Below are 16,923 nucleotides of genomic sequence, written 5' to 3'. Positions count from 1 at the left end.
CCATCACAGTGCCTGCACGGCGAGCCGAAAGCCGGACATCAACTGCAGATCCCCTGCAACCAAAGGCTACATGTGAAGGTTATGTGTGTGAACTGGGGCGATCGCGAACTGCTCTACTGTCGGGGCGGCGCGGCCGGGAAGGCAAGGCGAACCACTGACACTTGTCGCCCGCCCCGGTGACTGCCGTCCCGCCCCTCCGATCATCTCGGGAGGCGACGCCTTCTACGCCGCCTCCTTCGACGCGACGGCCCCCGTCCTCATGCGCGGCTCCCTGCCGAAGAACGCGCGGTACTTCTCGACCGTCCCGATCTCCTTGAGGACCTTCTTTATCCATGCCTGGGTGTAGACGTATTGGTCGAAGGCCTCGTTGTACGAGCAGTACCTGGCGACGGTGGCATACGGGTCGCCGGAACCCTTGATCGGACGGACCTTCAGTCGCTGCCACATCTCCACGTGTTCTCGGGATGCGCTGAACCGGAAGGGCAGTTGCTCCTCGACACGGGCGGCAACCTGCGCCGGTCGCATCCTGTTCAGGTCCGCCACTTCGACATGTCGGTCCCTGGTGATGACGGAACCATCCCGCCCAGCCTCGACCATGGTGCGTCGCTCGTCCTCGCTCAGGTCGTCGAGTTTGACAAAGTTGACCGCCAAGTCGGCGTCGGTCTTGGAGCCGGTGATCGGCACCAGCCGTACGCGGTAGTCGTACCTGGGGTCGTCGAGGACGGACGGATCGATGCCCGCCTCGTACCTGGCCACCAGGTCACGGGTCTTCCTGGGCAGCTCCCTGGCGGCCTTCCGCATCTCCTCGTATCCGTCCGCGGTCAGCGCCTGGACAGAGAGCGGGAAGCGGAGCCGGTCGGCGAGGCTGTAGCTAGCGCCGAAATGGCCCGCCATCTCCTGTTCGTAGTTGATCACGTAGGCCTGGGCCCTGCCGCCCGTGGCGATCCTCAGGTTGTGCTCGTAGCGGTGTTCCACCTTGTTGCGCAGGGCGACGAAGAGCTCCGCGTTGAGGCGCACTGTGTCGCCGCTGTTGGGAAAGCGCTCCTTCAGGCACCTCTCGAGGTCCCAGGCCTTGGGTTCGCCGTCGATCATCTGGTGGCGGCCGGTCTTGGCGTCCCGGTAGTGGTAGTCGATCTTGGCCTTGTGGAACTCCGCGTGGAGCAGGTAGTGCCATGCCTTGTGCATGTGGGTGAGGAAGTCGCTGTAGTCGCCGCTGGAACTGTTCCACTCGTCGAGCGCCTTGAGGGCGTGACGCTGGGACTCCATGAGGATGTGGTGCCACCGGGGATGGGCCATGAAGAGCGTCGCTCACTTTCGTCCGGGGGTGGGGAGATCGGTTCGCAGGGTGGTAGGGCTGTCCTCAGACTGCGTGATGTGGGCTGCCTCGCGTGTCCTGCGGCTGTCCGCCTCAGACCATGGGCTCAGGCAACAACCGAGAGGGGGCCAGCCCCGGAGCCGAGCGAGCGCAGGATCCGCGCTTCCTCCTTCCGCGCGGCAGAGGAAGGAATTTGGCCGTTGACACGGCGGAGGGCGAGGCTGGCGAAGGCGTCGGCGGTTTCGTTGAGGTCGTGTCCGATGTGGCCTTTGAGCCAGCGGACCTGGACACGGTGGCGGTGGCGGTGACGCAGCAGGCGGTCCATCAGCTGCCGGCTCTCCGGGAAGAGGAGGGTGCGGTGGGCGGCTGTCGGGTCGGCGGAACGCAGGGCCGTGTTGACTGCCTCTACTGCCTGGGTGCTGTCGCAGAGAAGAACCACGGGTGCGTCCTCGTGGTACTCGAGCAGGCTGAGGGCGGCCGCGCAGATACCTATGACTTCAGCTTCGCCGCTGCTCGAGGCGACTGAGTCGCCGTATCCGGTGGTTCCGTCTTCGGCAGCCCAGCCGTAGCCGCACAGTGCGGACTCGTCACCGACGGCGGCGTCGGCGACGGCCACGACGGCGGTGTCGGGAAGGTCGGCGAGCATGGCGTAGCGGTCCCCGTCGGCCAGAGTCGTTGCCGTCGGATCTTCGCCGTCGCCCTCCTCTTCCGTGTTGGCAGGATGGGGGTCGGTGAGGAGGGTGACGAGGGCGCGGTGACAGTGCGGGCAGCCGTCGGCCCGTTCGGGGCAGTGCGCCTGGTGCCTCACGGTCAGCTCACGCACGCCGTACCACACCTCACGTTCGCCGTCGGCGAAGCGCGCCAGAGCCGCGGCGCGACACTGCGCGATGAGCTCCGCGAAGGGCCCTGCGGTCACGCAGGCCTGCATCCGGTCGTGGAGTTCCGTGACCCTGAGCAGGGCTTCGCGTGAGCGGGCAGCGAGAACCGCTGTGTCCTGGTACGCGTCGTCCAGAACGTCAAGTCGGGTGTGTCGTATGGAGAGAGAGCAGGCGAGTACATCCCGTTCGGCCTGGGCGATCGCGTAGCGGCCCCAGGCCAGCGCGGCACGGGCATGGCGGCTCCACCGTTCGGCCACCGCGTCGTGCGGGAGGTACGGGTTCTCCTCCTCCCGGGCATCCCGCAGGAGGGCCTGAACGAAGGCGTCGTCGTCGCAGTCCCGCAGTTCGCCCACCGGTGCCGGCAGTTCGTCGCATGCCGTTTTCCGGTCCCAGGCCCACTGGGCAAGGTCGCTCTCCGGCGCCTGCGGCGTGCCGTCCGGCAGTCCCCTGTCGCGGAGTTCCTGCCGCAGGGCCTCGGCGAAGGCATCTGGGGATGCCATGCGCGCCACCCTCAGCTCCAGCATGTCCACCGGCCGGGAGCGGCCGGCGAGGCGGCGGGCACGCTGCTCCTTGTACCCGACCTCCGCCTGCGACCGTGCCCGTCGCACCTTGCGTGCGTGGGCTCGCAGCCGACGCAGCCGCTCGGGGGGCTGAGCCGAGAGCTCCGCGCGCCGGACGGCCCCACGAGCGAGGACGTCGGCGTGGGCGAGTGCGACAGTGACGGGACCGGCGAGCGAAGCGTGTTCCAAGGCCGCGGCGGTCTCCGGAGCGCAGATCCCGTTCATTCGTGCGAGGACGGCCTCCTGCAGGGCGGTGAAGTCGTCGGCGAAGCGACGGATCAGCTCCGTGCGCTCGGTGATCGTCACAATGGCCTTCCAGGTCGCGGGGGGTGGTGAGCGGGCCGCACATGGTGTGCGATCGGGGCGCGCATGCTGACGGGAGCGGAGCCGCCCCGGGGCGCGGCATCGCAGCCTGGACGTCACGAATACGCGCGTGCTGGAGCCGTGGGTCTTGCCCGCAGGTGGGCCCTCGTCGGGAGGGGGACGTTCGGCTGAGAAGGTCTCGGCGTCAAAGAACCCGCGCCGCGAGCCTGTTCAGCTCCGCATCCCCCGGATCTTCCGGCCCAACTCGCTGTTCGGGTCGAGGAGCGCGCCCACGACGCGGCCGGTGGAGTCCTTGACGCCGCCACTGAAGTTGAGCCGGCCGGTGGAGCCAACGCTGGCGGAGACGCCGTCCCAGTAGACGGGTTCACGCTCCCAGCGGACGTCGGCGAGCAGGTGCTCAACCGTCTCGTAGTTCATGGCGTCGCCGGGGGCGCACCAGGGCGTGGCGCGGTGCAGCAGGACTCCGAGGCCCGCCATCACGGCCGGGGCGGTGATCGCGCTGCGCCGGGCGAAGTCCGGGAAGTGGCCTCCGATCAGCCGGGACACCAGACGGACGACGACCGCCTCCACCTCGTCGGCGTCGGTGTTGGGCGGCAGGTCGCCCGCCTGGACGTTGGCCGCCGAGTACTGCACACCCTTGCTGCCGAAGACGGTGGTGACGATCAGCGTCCGCAGCGCGGACAGAGTCACGACCTCCTTGTCGGTCCTGGTGAGCTGCCGCTTGCCGGCGTTGACCAGCTTGCCGAACGGCATCCGCTGACCGTTCGACTCGACCTCGAGCTTCTCGCCGACGATGTAGGCGAGGCGGGTGGCGAGGTCGCGCTGGTCCATGGACATGGCCAGGTTCTTGGCGACGTCGATGCCCTTGACGTTGCGGTCGTAGAAGATCTGCCGCGCGTCTGCCGGGGAGATCCCCAGGTAGAGCTCGAAGGGGATACGGACCCGCAGGCTCAGCTCGGTGTAGGTGAGGTCGAAAGATTCCGGGTCCTGGTAGATGTCGTGCAAGGCGGTGGTCTGGGTCTCGCCGTCGATGGCGATCACCATGGCGTCTGGGGCGACGGTCAGCGTCCGCAGGCCCGAGTCGGGGACCAGTTCTTCGCTCATCGCGGCGATCTCGCCCGCGTGCCAGAGCGTGATCGGCGGCGTGGACCAGGCGGAGCCGTGCTTGCCGAGAATGCCGGCGGCGATGTACCGGGCGTAGTCCGGGATGTTCTTGCCCTTCTGGGACTTCAGCGTCCGCTGCACGGTCGCGCGCAGCTCGGCGTGGCGCCGGTCGTGCCCGGACGCGGCCTTGAGGGCGCGCGGGTCCTCCTCCTGACGCGGTGACGGCACGAGACGTACGAGCGTCGCAAGCGACATGGTTCCGATGACCGCGTCCTCGCGGAACGGCATGACGGTGAGCGGGATTCCTTCCGGGATGCCGCTCGGCATGGTCAGGCGCATGGGCGTCCCCCCTGGGTGGTGGTCGATCAGCCATCGCCCGACTCCGACGTTCCGCAGGCCCCTGGGCACCCCGCGAAGAGGGGTGGGGCAGCAAGGGGCTGGGCTTCAGAGACACGGCTATGGCAAGAACTCACGCTTCACTCCGGGGAGCGACACTCACCGTCGGAAGCATTCACATAGAAACACAACCATGAAAGCGTTGTCCAACAGCTTCCGGTAGTTGACTCGTGCTGTAGGGTGTGACTACTTCCCCCCATCGGAGCCAGGACAACATCCATGTCGCAGCCACCCGCACCATCCGCCCAGGTGACCGCCGCCGAGATCTCCCGCATCGCGGGTGTCACGCGCGCAACGGTCAGCAACTGGCGCCGCCGGCATGAGGACTTCCCCGAGCCGTCCGGCGGCACGGAGAGCAGTCCGCTGTACGACCTGGAGTCCGTGCGTGCCTGGCTCGCCTCGCGCGGTCACGCCTCGGCGGCGACCCCGTCGGAGGAACTGCGGACGACGCTCCGCCTGCACGCGCATGGCGGCGGCGGTACGTCGGATCTTCTGCTCCTCGTTCTCGCGGCGGCGGGCCACTCGCCGGAGGAGCTGACAGCCGCCACGCAGTTGCCGGACGCCGACCTCGCCGCCCGCGCACAGCGCGACGCGGCGTCCACGGCCGACGCCGTGCCGGCCGCGGAGACGGTCCGCTTCGATACGGGCGACGCGGCGGTGTTGCGCGCGCTGTACGCGTGTGTACGCGACGAGGGAGGTCAGGCCGCGCTAGGGGTGCTGGCGGAGCGGGAGTTGGAGGACAGCGCCGCGTCCGGCGCCTACCAGACCCCCGCGCCGCTGGCGGATCTACTCGCCCACCTGGTCCCCGGATCTCCGGCCCGCGTTCTCGACCCGGCCTGCGGCAGCGGCACCCTCCTGGCGGCCGCCGCCCGCCGGGGCGCACGCGAGCTGTACGGTCAGGACACGCTTCCTGTGCAGGCCCGGCGCAGCGCCGTGAGTCTGATGCTGACGGCCCCGGAGGCCACGGTCACCGTGCACGCCGCCGACAGCCTTCGCGCGGACGCCTTCCCCGGCCTGGTCGCCGACGCGGTGCTGTGCAACCCGCCGTTCGGCGTTCGGGACTGGGGTCACGACGAGCTCGCGTACGACCAGCGCTGGGCGTACGGCGTGCCGCCGCGCGCCGAGTCGGAGCTGGCCTGGGTACAGCACGCGCTCGCCCACCTGACACCCGGCGGCTACGCGGCCCTGCTCCTGCCGCCCGCCACGGCCGGCCGCGCGTCGGGCCGTCGCGTACGGGCGGAGCTGGTACGCGGCGGGGCGCTGCGCGCGGTGATCGCGCTGCCGGTCGGCGCGGCGGTGCCGCTGCACGTCGGTCTGCAGATCTGGGTACTGCAACGGCCCGAGCCGGGCGGCCCGGAGCGCAAGTCGGTGCTGTTCGTGGACACGGCGGCGGACGCGGCGACGGCGGTCGGGCGCGGTGGAACGGCGGTGACCGCCCGGACCCGGGGCGCGAGCAGGTCCGCCTCTCCGGACTGGGAGGGGATCACGGCGCGTGCCCTAGATGCGTGGCGGGCGTTTACGGAGAACCCGGACGCGTACGAAGGCGAACCCGGCGTCGCACACGCGGCAGGCGTCGTGGACCTGCTGGACGACGTGGTGGATCTGACCCCGGCGCGGCTCGTACGGACGTCACGGGCCGAGGTCGACCCGGCGGAGTTGTCGGTGGAGGCCGACGCCACACGCCGGAATCTCGCCGAGGCCGCGAAGTCCCTCGCACGGACGGCGGGTCAGGAGGGCTGGAGCGCGGCGGGCACCTCGGCCCGCGAATGGCGGACGGCTACGGCATCCGACCTGTCGCGCGGTGGAGCACTCACCCTGCTGCGCACGCAGCCGGACAGCGTGCGCAGCAGGGGACAAGCCGCGAGCGGCGGGGACGGGAGGCCCGAGACGCGGGCGGTGCTCACCGGCTCGGACATCGCAACCGGGTCAGGTCCTACGGGAGAGCCGATGGGACTGTACGACGACACGGCACCCGTGATCGCTGTCGGGGACGTCCTCGTACGAGCCGTCGCGAGCACGGACGGCCCCATGGCCCGGGTCGCGGGCAAGGAGGACGTCGGCGCACTGCCCGGCCCACAGGTGCACCTCTTCCGGCCGGACCCGGCACGCCTGGACGCCTGGTTCCTCGCCGGTTTCCTGGGCGCGGAGGAGAACATCGCGGGCGCGTCGACGGGCAGTACGGCGCTGACGGTCAGCCCGGGCCGGCTGCGCGTGCCCCTGCTGCCGCTGGAGGAGCAGCGGCGTTACGGGGAGGCGTTCCGGCACGTGCACGCGCTCCGGGCGGCGGCGCAGCAGGCGACGCGGCTGGCAGAGGAGACGGCACGGCTGCTGTCGGGCGGACTCACGGGCGGCCAACTGCTGCCGCGCGGGACGTGACTGCATGGTCACCGTGCAGCAATTCGCCCCGTTAGGTAGCACATAACCACTTGGCAATGCATTTGTACGGCTAACGGTGCACGACAGGAGCTGAACGCTCGCAGGAGGAACTCGGGGAGCCACTTGATGAGCAGCGGCCACACGAGGGCGGCAAAACACGCACACTCCAAGTGGACATCGCCGGGAGACGACGGGCGTCCTGACTGCGACCGACCCACACCCAGCCAGAGCTCTCCACATGTTCTCCACCTCAAGTGGTTGACATCTCCATCCGGCAATCCGCGTTCCCGGCTCCGACCGCATCCACTACCGTGTCTTCAGGCGCGCATCGCGGCTGATCAGACGCTCGCCACGACCGAATCTCGAGGACACACGTGCAGATCACGCCCCTGAACCCCGAGGACCCCCTCTCGCTGGGCGACTTCGACCTCCTCGGTCGAATCGGCCAGGGAGGCATGGGCCAGGTCTTCCTGGGGGAGTCGCTCGGCGGTGAGCCTGCCGCGGTGAAAGTGATCAAGCCGTCGGTCGCGGATTCCGAGTCCCGCCAGCGATTCGCGCAGGAGATCGAGGTCCTCAAGACCATCTGGGGTCCGCGCATCGCCGCATTCCTGGGAGCCGACGCGGAGGCGGAACAACCGTGGCTGGCCACCGAGTACGTGGACGGCCCGGACCTCGCCCGGCATGTCGGGACGCACGGACCTCTCCCGTCCGTCCTCACTGCCGCGCTCGGCGCGATCCTCGCCGAGGCACTGTCGGCCGTGCACACGCAGGGCTTGCTCCACCGCGACCTCAAGCCGGCCAACATCCTGCTCGGGCCGAACGGCCCGAAGATCATCGACTTCGGCCTGGCCGCCTTCACCGAGTCGCACGTCTCACTCACTGCCCCCCACCAGGTCGTCGGAACTCCGATCTGCATGGCTCCCGAGCAGGCCGCCGGCCTGAAGCCGCTGACGGGCGCCGTGGACGTGTACGCACTGGGCGCTGTGCTGCTCTTTGCCGCGACAGGCCACTATCCGCACGAAGCGGCGACCCCGTACATGGTGTTCCACCTCGTCACCGACCCCGAGACGGCACCAGACCTCTCCGGTGCGCCCAGCGAACTGATGCCGCTGCTGACGGGCATGCTCGCCCACAACGCCGAGGACCGGTCCTCCCTGACCGACGTGGTGCAGCAGTGCCGCTCGGTCATCGAGGCTCATGGCATGAAGATCGCCCAAGCGCGTCGCAAGCTCACCGCGCACACTGCGGGACAACAGCACACGACAGCGTCAGCCGACGACTCCCCCGTCTCTTCCCGGCTCGCACCCACGACCGACGCCCCAGGCACAACGACCGCGCCGCCCGCCCCGGAAGCGCCGGTCCCACCCGGTTCCCCGGCCCCCTCCCCCACCGCGGTCGAGTCCTCCGGCCGCACCGACCATGCGGTTCAAGACGCCCCAGGCCCCACGCCTCCCGCCCATCGAGACCCGTCCGAAGGCTTCCAGCGCGAACAGCCGGCGCCGGGCCGCCCACCCACGGCATCCAGGCGGCCCGGGGAAGCATCGTCCACTCCGCGGCACTCGCTGCAGGCCCGCAGAACGGCCGAGCGCCTGCGTGCTGCGTACGCGGCAAGGGCCCCTTTCTGAGACCTGAGACCAGCCCGCCGCGCCGCACAGCAACCCCCTTGACCACGCGTTCCGCCGGTTCGTCAGTGCCTCCACCGACCTCCCGCAACGTGACGCATCCAGCCCACCGACATGAACGACGCCCGGGAGGCACCGCGTGACCGCCGACTTGAGCACCGCCCCCACGACCAGCAGCGAGGACGCCCTGTTCCCGCCGGGTGCCCAGATCCTCGTACGGGACGAGGTGTGGCTGGTGCGCAACGCGACGCGGACCGAGCACGACGGCGCCCGAATCGAGGTGGTGGGCGCATCGGACTTCGTGCGCGACCAGGAGGCGGTGTTCTTCACCGGGCTGGACCGGATCGAGCTGCTCGATCCGAGGCGGACCCGCCTGGTGCGGGACGACTCGCCGAACTTCCGCCGCTCGCGCCTGTTCCTGGAGGCGGTGCTGCGCAAGACGCCGCTGCCGCAGGCCGAGCGCGGCCTGGCGCTCGCGGACTCCTTCCTCCTGGACTCGCTCCCCTACCAGCAGCGTCCCGCGCAACTCGCCCTGTCCGGCCGCAATCTGCGCCCCCGCATGCTCATCGCGGACGTTGTCGGCCTCGGCAAGACCCTGGAGATCGGCCTCACCCTCGCCGAGTTGATCCGCCGCGGCCGCGGCGAGCGCATCCTCGTCGTTACCCCGCAACACGTCCTGGAGCAGTTCCAGCACGAGCTGTGGACGCGGTTCGCGATCCCGCTCGTGCGCCTCGACTCGGTGGGCATCGAACGGATCCAGCGGGAGATCCCCGCAGGCCGCAACCCGTTCACGTACTTCAAGCGCGTCATCGTCTCCATCGACACCCTGAAGAACACCGACCAGTACAAGCACCACCTGGAGCGGATCACCTGGGACGCGGTCGTCATCGACGAGTCGCACAACCTCATCAACAAGGGCTCCCTGCGCAACCAGCTGGCCCGCACGCTGGCCCCGCACACCGACGCCCTCCTGCTCGCCTCCGCGACCCCGCACAACGGTGACGCCCGTTCCTTCGCCGAGCTGATCTCCCTGCTAGACCCGGCCGCGATCCGCGACCCGGAGCACTACCGCGCCGAGGACATCAAGCACCTGTTCATCCGGCGCACCAAGGTCAGCCCCGAGGTGCGGGAGCAGATGAAGGGCCAGTGGGCGGACCGCGGACCCTCCCGTTCGATCCGGGTGACGGCAACGCCCGCCGAGGAGAAGGTCTTCGAGGAACTGGCCGCCGTCTGGCTGCCGTCCGACGGTTCGAAGTCGGTCAGTGACGTCCCCCTGTTCCCGTACACACTGCTGAAGTCCTTCCTCTCCTCCCACGCGGCCCTCAAGGCCACGGTCACCACGCGCATCAAGACGCTGGAGAAGAAGAACGCCCCGGAGTCGACAGCCGCCGAGCGCGCGGCCCTGCACCGGCTCCTTGAGCTGGCGTCGGGCATGACGGAGACGAACTCGGGCAAGCTCGGGGCCCTGCTGGACCAGCTGCGGGAGATCGGGGTCGGACCGCAGTCCGACACCCGAGTCGTGGTCTTCTCCGAGCGCGTGCAGACCCTGGAGTGGCTCGCGCGTACTGTGCCGCAGGCCCTCGGCTTCAAGGGGAAGGCCGCCCAGGAGGCGGCCCGGGTCATGCACGGCGGATTGTCGGACGAGCAGCAGATGCAGTGCGTGGAGGACTTCGGCCTCTCGGACACGCCCGTGCGCATGCTGTTCACCGGCGACGTCGCCTCCGAGGGCGTCAACCTGCACCGCCAATGCCACCAGCTCGTGCACTACGACGTGCCCTGGTCGCTCATCCGCATCGAGCAGCGCAACGGCCGCATCGACCGCTACGGGCAGCCCCACCAGCCGCAGTTCCGCGCGCTGATCCTCACCAGCTCCATCGACGGCGCCAAGGACGACACCCTCGTCGCGGAACGCCTGCTGGAGCGCGAGGCGCAGGCCCACCAGGCGCTGGGCACGGCGGAGGCGGTCTCCGGCCTCTACCGGGCGGAGGCCGAGGAGAAGTCCCTCGTCCAGGACCTGCTGCGGGGCCGCACCGTGGACGAGTCCCTGGACGCCGACCGCACCTCCGACGCCGGCACCGACGACGGTGTGGACGACTTCCTCGCCGAGTTCTTCGGCGCCGTGAACGACGAACCGGAGGAGGACGCGGCCGCCTCCGACGCGGGCAGCGGCGACGGCACTGGGGCGGTGCCCCGGGCGCACGTGCCCGGGCTGTTCACCTCCGCCCGCGAGTTCCTCGACGAGGCGCTGCGCGAGGTCTACCCGGACGCTCATGACCGGCTGGACCTGGCCACCGACCCCGAGACCGGACTGCTCTCCTTCGTCCCGCCCTCCGACCTGGTCCACCGCCTCAAGGCGCTGCCCCCGGAGTACGTACGTGAGCAGGGCCTGCGCGATCGCCTGAAGGTCACCTTCAACCGGCGGCTCGCCGACCACAGCCTGACGCGAGCCCGCGCCTCGGCGACGTCCAGCTGGCCCGACATCTCCCTGCTGACCGATCTGCACCCGGTCATGGAGTGGCTCACCGACAAGGTCCTGGTCCGCCTGGACCGCCAGGAGGCACCGGTGCTGACCGCCGACGTGTCCCAGCCGACGTTCCTCGTCCAGGGCATCTACTCCAACGCGCTCGGGCGCCCGACCGTCGTCAAGTGGATGGCGGTCACCGCGGACGGCGAGGTCGACGACGACATGGTGGCGGTGCTGCGCCGCGCGCAGGTTGGCCCGACGATGGCGAATCCGGGCCTCGCCCACGACACGGCCCGCCTCGCCGAGGCGATCCCCGGCGTCCTGGACACTGCGGAGGCGTTCCTGGAGCGCCACCGCGAGGCCTGGGACGAACCGCTGAGGGCGCCCATCGAGGAGTACAAGATCCGCCTGGGCTCATGGGAGCAGCCGACGCTGACGAACGGCGCCGCCCCGCCCACCGGCACCCGAGAGCGTCTCGCCTCCCTCGCGGACTCCCTCCTCACCACCGGCCGCCCGATGCTGCGCGTGCTCGCCGTCCTGGCGCCCGCCACCGCCCACGCCGCCTGACCGAATCCCGCAGAGGTACACGAAGATGACGTACGACAGCCTGGTCAACCGCGGCGACTACTTCTCCGCGCACTACCTCGCCGAGGTCTTCCCGAAGGACCTCAAGTCCGGTCTGCTCGCCGAGTGGAAGCAGCGCGAGGAGGACGCCGCCGGCACCCGGCCCGACGGCGCGCTGCCCGTCACCCCGCGCGCGGGCCTGCGGGCACTGCGTCGCCCCTACTTCGCGGCCCGTTCGTACTTCACGATGGACGAGGAGCGTGCGGCGACCGGCGACGACGCCGTGACGTACGACGCCCCCGAGTGGCGCGACCGCGTCCGCGCGCTCAACACGGAGGTGCTGCGCGCCCTCGGCTTCGACGCCAAGCCGGGCACGCTCACCGTCGTCCGCGCCGACCAGTCCCACGAAGTGACGGTCGCGCACGCGGAGAAGGACCTCGTCGCCCTGGACTGCGGCTGGTCCGCCGAACCGGACGACGCGCTGGACCCCGACGGCGCGGGACGCCTCCTGGACGAAGTGCGCCTGGACGGCCAGCACACCATCACCACCGGTTCCAAGCTCGCCTCCTTTCTGTTCGCCTGCGAGGACGCCCCCCGCTATGTCCTGCTGCTGGTCGGCGGCGTCGTCGTGCTCGCCGACCGGGCCGCGTGGGGCGAGGGCCGCTACCTGGCCGTCTCGCTGGACGCGGCGCTGGAGCGCAACGACGTCAAGTCGGGCGGCGAACTCGACACGGTAGCCGCCCTGTTCGGCGCCGACTCGCTGCGCACCCCGGAGGAGGGCGGCGAGAATCCTCTCGCCTCTCTGCTCGACAAGTCGACCAAGCATGCAGTGGGCGTCTCCAGCGAACTCCGCGACGGCTTGCGGCTGAGCGTCGAACTGATCGCCAACGAGGTCCTGGACCGGCTGCGCGAGGCCGGCGTCCGCCCAGAGGAAGTCAAGGAGCTACCCGAGCTGGGCCGCCAGTTGACCCGCGAGTCGCTGCGCTACCTGTACCGCGTCCTGTTTCTGCTGTACGCAGAAGCACGCCCTGAGCTGGGCATCCTGCCTTCCGACTACCCCGAGTACCAGATGGGCTACGGCCTGAGCCGCATCGGCGAGCTAATCGCCGAACGCGACCTGGTCGACGAGAAGTCTCGCAAGGGCTTCTACCTTTACGAGTCGCTGGACCTGCTGTTCCGCAAGGTCCAGGAGGGCCACCGCCCGCGCCGCACCCACGGCGCGGACGCGGAGCTGGCCGAGGCGGTGACCGCGAAGACCTCCGAGGACGTGGGCCTGCGCTTCGAGCCGCTGCACTCCAAGCTGTTCGAACCGGACGCGATCCGGCTGATCGGCCGGCACGCCGTCCCCGACCCGCGCGTCGACACCGAGGCGGAGGCTGCCAGCGGGGAGCGCTTCGTGGACACCCGCCTGCGCAACGAGACGCTGTACCGGGTGCTGCGCCTGCTAATGCTGACCCGCGGCAGGAGGCGCGAGCGCGGCGGCTTCATCTCATACGCCCAGCTCGGCATCAACCAGCTCGGCGCCGTGTACGAAGGCCTGATGTCCTACTCGGGCTTCGTCGCGGGCGAGGAGCTGTACGAGGTCGCGAAGAACGGCGACCCGAAGGACGGCTCCTGGCTGGTCCCGGCGACGAAGGCCGACGAGTACCCCGACGAGGTGTTCGTCCGGCACAAGGACGAGGACACCGGCGTGGAGGAGCGCGTGCGGTACGCGCCGGGCGCGTTCGTATACCGCCTGTCCGGGCGTGACCGCCAGACGTCGGCCTCGTACTACACACCCGAGTCGCTGACCCGGGTGACGGTCCAGCTCGCGTTGCAGCACCGACTAGACCAGGACGACACGGTCACCGAGGCACGCGAGCTACTGGACTGGAAGATCTGCGAGCCGGCGCTCGGCTCGGGCGCCTTCCTCAACGAGGCAATCAACCAGGTCGCAGCAGAGTACTTGCGGCGCCGTCAGGACGAGCTGGGCGTCGCCATCGACACCGAGAAGTACGCGGTCGAACTCCAGAGGGCCAAGGCGTACATCGCCCTGCACAACTCCTACGGCGTGGACCTCAACAACACGGCGGTTGAGCTGGCGGAGGTGTCGCTGTGGCTGAACACCATGCACCCCGGCATGGAGGCACCGTGGTTCGGCCTGCACCTGCGGCGCGGCAACTCACTGATCGGCGGCCGTAGGGAGATCTACTCCGCCGAGAGCCTGAAGAAGGGCGGCTGGCTGGGTACGACGCCGGAACGCTTCCCGCTGTCAGAGGCGCTGGCGGGCACCCCGCTGCCCGAGGATGCGGTGCACCACTTCCTGCTTCCCGCGAAGGAGTGGGGCGCGGTCGCGGCCGAGAAGGAGGCCAAGACTCTGGCCCCGGAGGAGACGAAGGCGCTGGCTGTTTGGCGCAAGGCGATCACCAAGTCCCCGAGCGCCACGCAGACCAAGCGCCTGCAGGGCCTGGCCAGGCGGGCGGAGTACCTGTGGGGGCTGGTCGTCCGTCGGCTGGAGATCTCCGAGCGCGAGATCTCGCGCCGCATCGACGTGTGGGGCGCGGAGGACGGCTGGCTGCGCTCACCGGAGGTCGCGGTACCGAGGGAAAAGGTCAAGGATGACCTGGAGGCTGTCGACACGCCGTACTGGCGCCTGAAGACGCTGATGGACGCGTGGTGCGCGCTGTGGTTCTGGCCCGTGCAGGACGCTGCGCTGTTGGACGGTTCGCACGAGTCGTACGCGCGGGCGGCGGCGGTGGCCTCACAGTCGGCGGGGTGGGTCGTGCCGGCGACCCCGGTCCCGGCACAGTCGAACGCGCCCGCTAGGGAGACATATGAGAAGGAGGACTTCTTCGGCGGGGTCGAGGTCGTCGAGGTCAAGTCGAAGGGCGTGCGGGGCGGTAGCCGCAAGGAACAGATCCGGGGCGAGCGCCGCCCGGTGATCGCGCTGGCCTCGCTGGACGACTGGCTGGACTTCGCCGAGTCGCTGCTGGGCACACAGGACGTGGCTGCGGACTCGCTGGTGGCCCAATTCGACACGCTGGACGAACTGGAGCGTTACGAGAACGAGTTGCCCGAGTGGATGGGCATGGAGCGGTTCACCTCGCTGGAGTCGCGGTATCCGTGGGCGGCGGTCGCGCGGGACGTCGCTGAGCGGCAGGGGTTCTTCCACTGGGAGCTGGAGTTCGGGCAGGTCTTCGCACAGGGCGGGTATGACTTGCAGGTGGGGAATCCACCTTGGGTTCGGCCAATTTGGAAAGAGGACCTGATCCTCGCAGAACTTGAACCATGGTTCTCCTTGACTGAAAAGCCGTCCGCCACCGAGTGGAAGCAGCAAAGGAACACAGCCCTCGGAACAAATTCATCGCCAGGCCGCCATTTCTTCCTGGATGAGCTTTCGAAAAATGTCGGAACCGTCACGGCACTAAGTTCCGAGGAAAGTTACCCTCTGCTCGCAGCAACTCAGCCGGACCTCTACAGAGCCTTCATGTGTAAGGCTTGGGAGAACGCAAGTAATTCAGGAACAATCGGCCTCATTCATCCAGACACTCATTTTGGCGGGTCCAGGGAAGCCGCCCTTCGATCTGCAACGTATGAGCACTTGCGCCTCCATGCCCATTTCGTGAATGAACGTAACATTTTCCCAGAAATCGGCCACCCCGTCAGCTTCGGGGTTCATATCTACGGAAGGCGGCGTCGCCCAAGTTTCACTCATATTAGTTGGCTATTCTCCCCAACCACTCTCCTGGATTCCCTATCACATGATGGCCGGGGGCCACTGCCGGGGATCAAACATGAAGGACAATGGGAGATTCGCCCTCATCGAAGCCGGATAGTACAGGTCGACGAGGAACTCCTGCACGAGTGGCTCAGCCTGTCCGGAGAGGCGAAGCTTAGCGCCCTCCAAGCCCCCTTGCTCTACCCTGTCACCGTTAACGAACAGGAAGCAATTTCAGCCCTCGCTCGCTTTCAAGGGCGACTCTCCCACTTCAAGCCATTCACCAGCTCCGGATATCATGAGAAATCCGGAAAGGAGAACGGCTACATTCGCTGGGCAACAGGGTTCCCGAGCGCAGAAGACGAGACCATTCTCCAGGGGCCGCACATTCACATCGCAAATCCGTTCTTCAAACAGCCCAACGAGAACTGCAAGAGTAAGGGCGACTGGTCTGCACTAGATCTTTCAGAACTGCCATCAGATGCCGTTCCGCGAACCAACTACCATCGCGCCAACTCTAAAGCGGATTACGATGACGCACAGGATCTATGGAACGGAAGCCGATATACGCAATATTTCCGTCTCGCTTGGCGAATGATGATTCCACCCTCAAACGAACGCAGCCTTTTCGCATCTTTGATCCCTCCCGGGCCAGCCCACATTCACGCCCTCCAATCCATGGCCCTCTCCAACAATTTGCAGACCGTCCTTTCTGCGGGCTTTTGGGCATCTCTTCCACTAGATTACCTTCTACGTATCACGGGGCGGGCTAATCTCGGATCAGGCGAAGCGCTCAAAATGCCAGCTCCCTCTCAAGCCCACCCGCTCACACCCCCTCTCCTTCTCCGCACACTCCGTCTGAATTCTCTGACCAGCGCCTATGCCCCCCTGTGGCAGGAATTGTTCCGCGCAACCTGGCCCGGATACGAGGATTGGGCCAACCCTAATTGGCCGAACCTCAAGCCGCTTGCTGGGCACCTCAAACACCACTGGCAATATGACACCCCCCTCCGCACGGAATATGAACGCCGAGCCGCCCTTGTTGAGCTCGACGCCCTAGTTTCCGTCTGGCTCGGCATCACAGCCGACCAAATTGTGGCGATCTACAAATCCCGCTACCCGGTTCTCTCGGACTACGAATCGGAGATGTACTTCGACGCCAAGGGCCGCAAGATCGCGGCGAACCACAACACCTACGGGTACGGCCAGACCAAGCAGGACTACATCGACCTCCTGGCCCACCTGGAGAACGCGAAGACCGCCCCGCCCCCGGCCGGCTACACAGCCCCCTTCTACAAGGCCGACCGCGAGGCTGAGATGCGCGCCGCGCACGCGCACTTCCAAGGTCGCCTGGACAAGGAGATCGCCGCTGGCCGCTGGACTCCGCCTGGGAGCCGTGAGGTTTAAATGCCGCTCCTCATACCGACGGTGGGCGCTTCTCGCATCGAAGTGCCCACCGTCGCGGTGTCACACACTCCACTCGACCAGCCGCGGGGGCTCTGCCTGCCGGTCTTCCGGGAGAGCGACGGCCCCGCGGTCGTCCGTGAGGCGTTAAAGCACCAGCTCGTCCCTTCCCCGCGTGGCAGCAACCGCTCGTACGCGGATTTCGTCGATGACCTCACG

General features: G+C 68.4%; 7 protein-coding genes. 4 read left to right on the top strand and 3 right to left on the bottom strand.

Features of this window, described 5'->3' with window-relative positions:
- Positions 1-222: 222 nt before the first annotated feature.
- The 3 genes from ACFWVC_RS12015 to ACFWVC_RS12005 form a co-directional block, all read right to left on the bottom strand.
- Positions 223-1,296, bottom strand: a complete 1,074-nt coding sequence (locus tag ACFWVC_RS12015; RefSeq protein ID WP_384282767.1) for a DUF3644 domain-containing protein — start codon at positions 1,294-1,296, stop codon at positions 223-225.
- A gap of 125 nt (positions 1,297-1,421) precedes the next feature.
- Entirely contained in the window at positions 1,422-3,059 is a 1,638-nt protein-coding gene (locus ACFWVC_RS12010) for an RNase H family protein (protein WP_384282762.1), read from the bottom strand.
- A 228-nt stretch (positions 3,060-3,287) separates the two neighbouring features.
- Positions 3,288-4,520: a DNA sulfur modification protein DndB gene (locus ACFWVC_RS12005; RefSeq protein WP_384282756.1), complete on the bottom strand. Its 1,233-nt coding sequence runs from the start codon at positions 4,518-4,520 to the stop codon at positions 3,288-3,290.
- Positions 4,521-4,796: 276 nt separating this feature from the next.
- Here ACFWVC_RS12005 and ACFWVC_RS12000 point away from each other — a divergent pair, with 276 nt between their 5' ends.
- The 4 genes from ACFWVC_RS12000 (at position 4,797) to ACFWVC_RS11985 (ending at position 16,707) form a co-directional block, all read left to right on the top strand.
- Complete coding sequence (locus ACFWVC_RS12000; RefSeq protein WP_384282753.1) at positions 4,797-6,953, top strand: N-6 DNA methylase; 2,157 nt, start codon at positions 4,797-4,799, stop codon at positions 6,951-6,953.
- 374 nt (positions 6,954-7,327) lie between these two features.
- On the top strand, positions 7,328-8,578 hold the full coding sequence (locus tag ACFWVC_RS11995; RefSeq protein ID WP_384282749.1) for a serine/threonine-protein kinase: 1,251 nt from the start codon (positions 7,328-7,330) through the stop codon (positions 8,576-8,578).
- A 136-nt stretch (positions 8,579-8,714) separates the two neighbouring features.
- The gene (locus tag ACFWVC_RS11990) at positions 8,715-11,606 is read left to right on the top strand and encodes an SNF2-related protein (RefSeq protein WP_384282745.1); all 2,892 of its coding nucleotides are present in this window, start codon (positions 8,715-8,717) and stop codon (positions 11,604-11,606) included.
- Between the two features lie 25 nt (positions 11,607-11,631).
- Entirely contained in the window at positions 11,632-16,707 is a 5,076-nt protein-coding gene (locus ACFWVC_RS11985) for a class I SAM-dependent DNA methyltransferase (RefSeq protein WP_384282741.1), read from the top strand.
- Positions 16,708-16,923: the final 216 nt, after the last annotated feature.

Origin of the sequence: Streptomyces sp. NPDC058691 (assembly GCF_042714775.1) — a bacterium.
Classification (GTDB): Bacteria; Actinomycetota; Actinomycetes; order Streptomycetales; family Streptomycetaceae; genus Actinacidiphila.
Note: the sequence above shows the minus strand (reverse complement) of the source record. Positions and strands in the feature narration are given on the sequence as shown.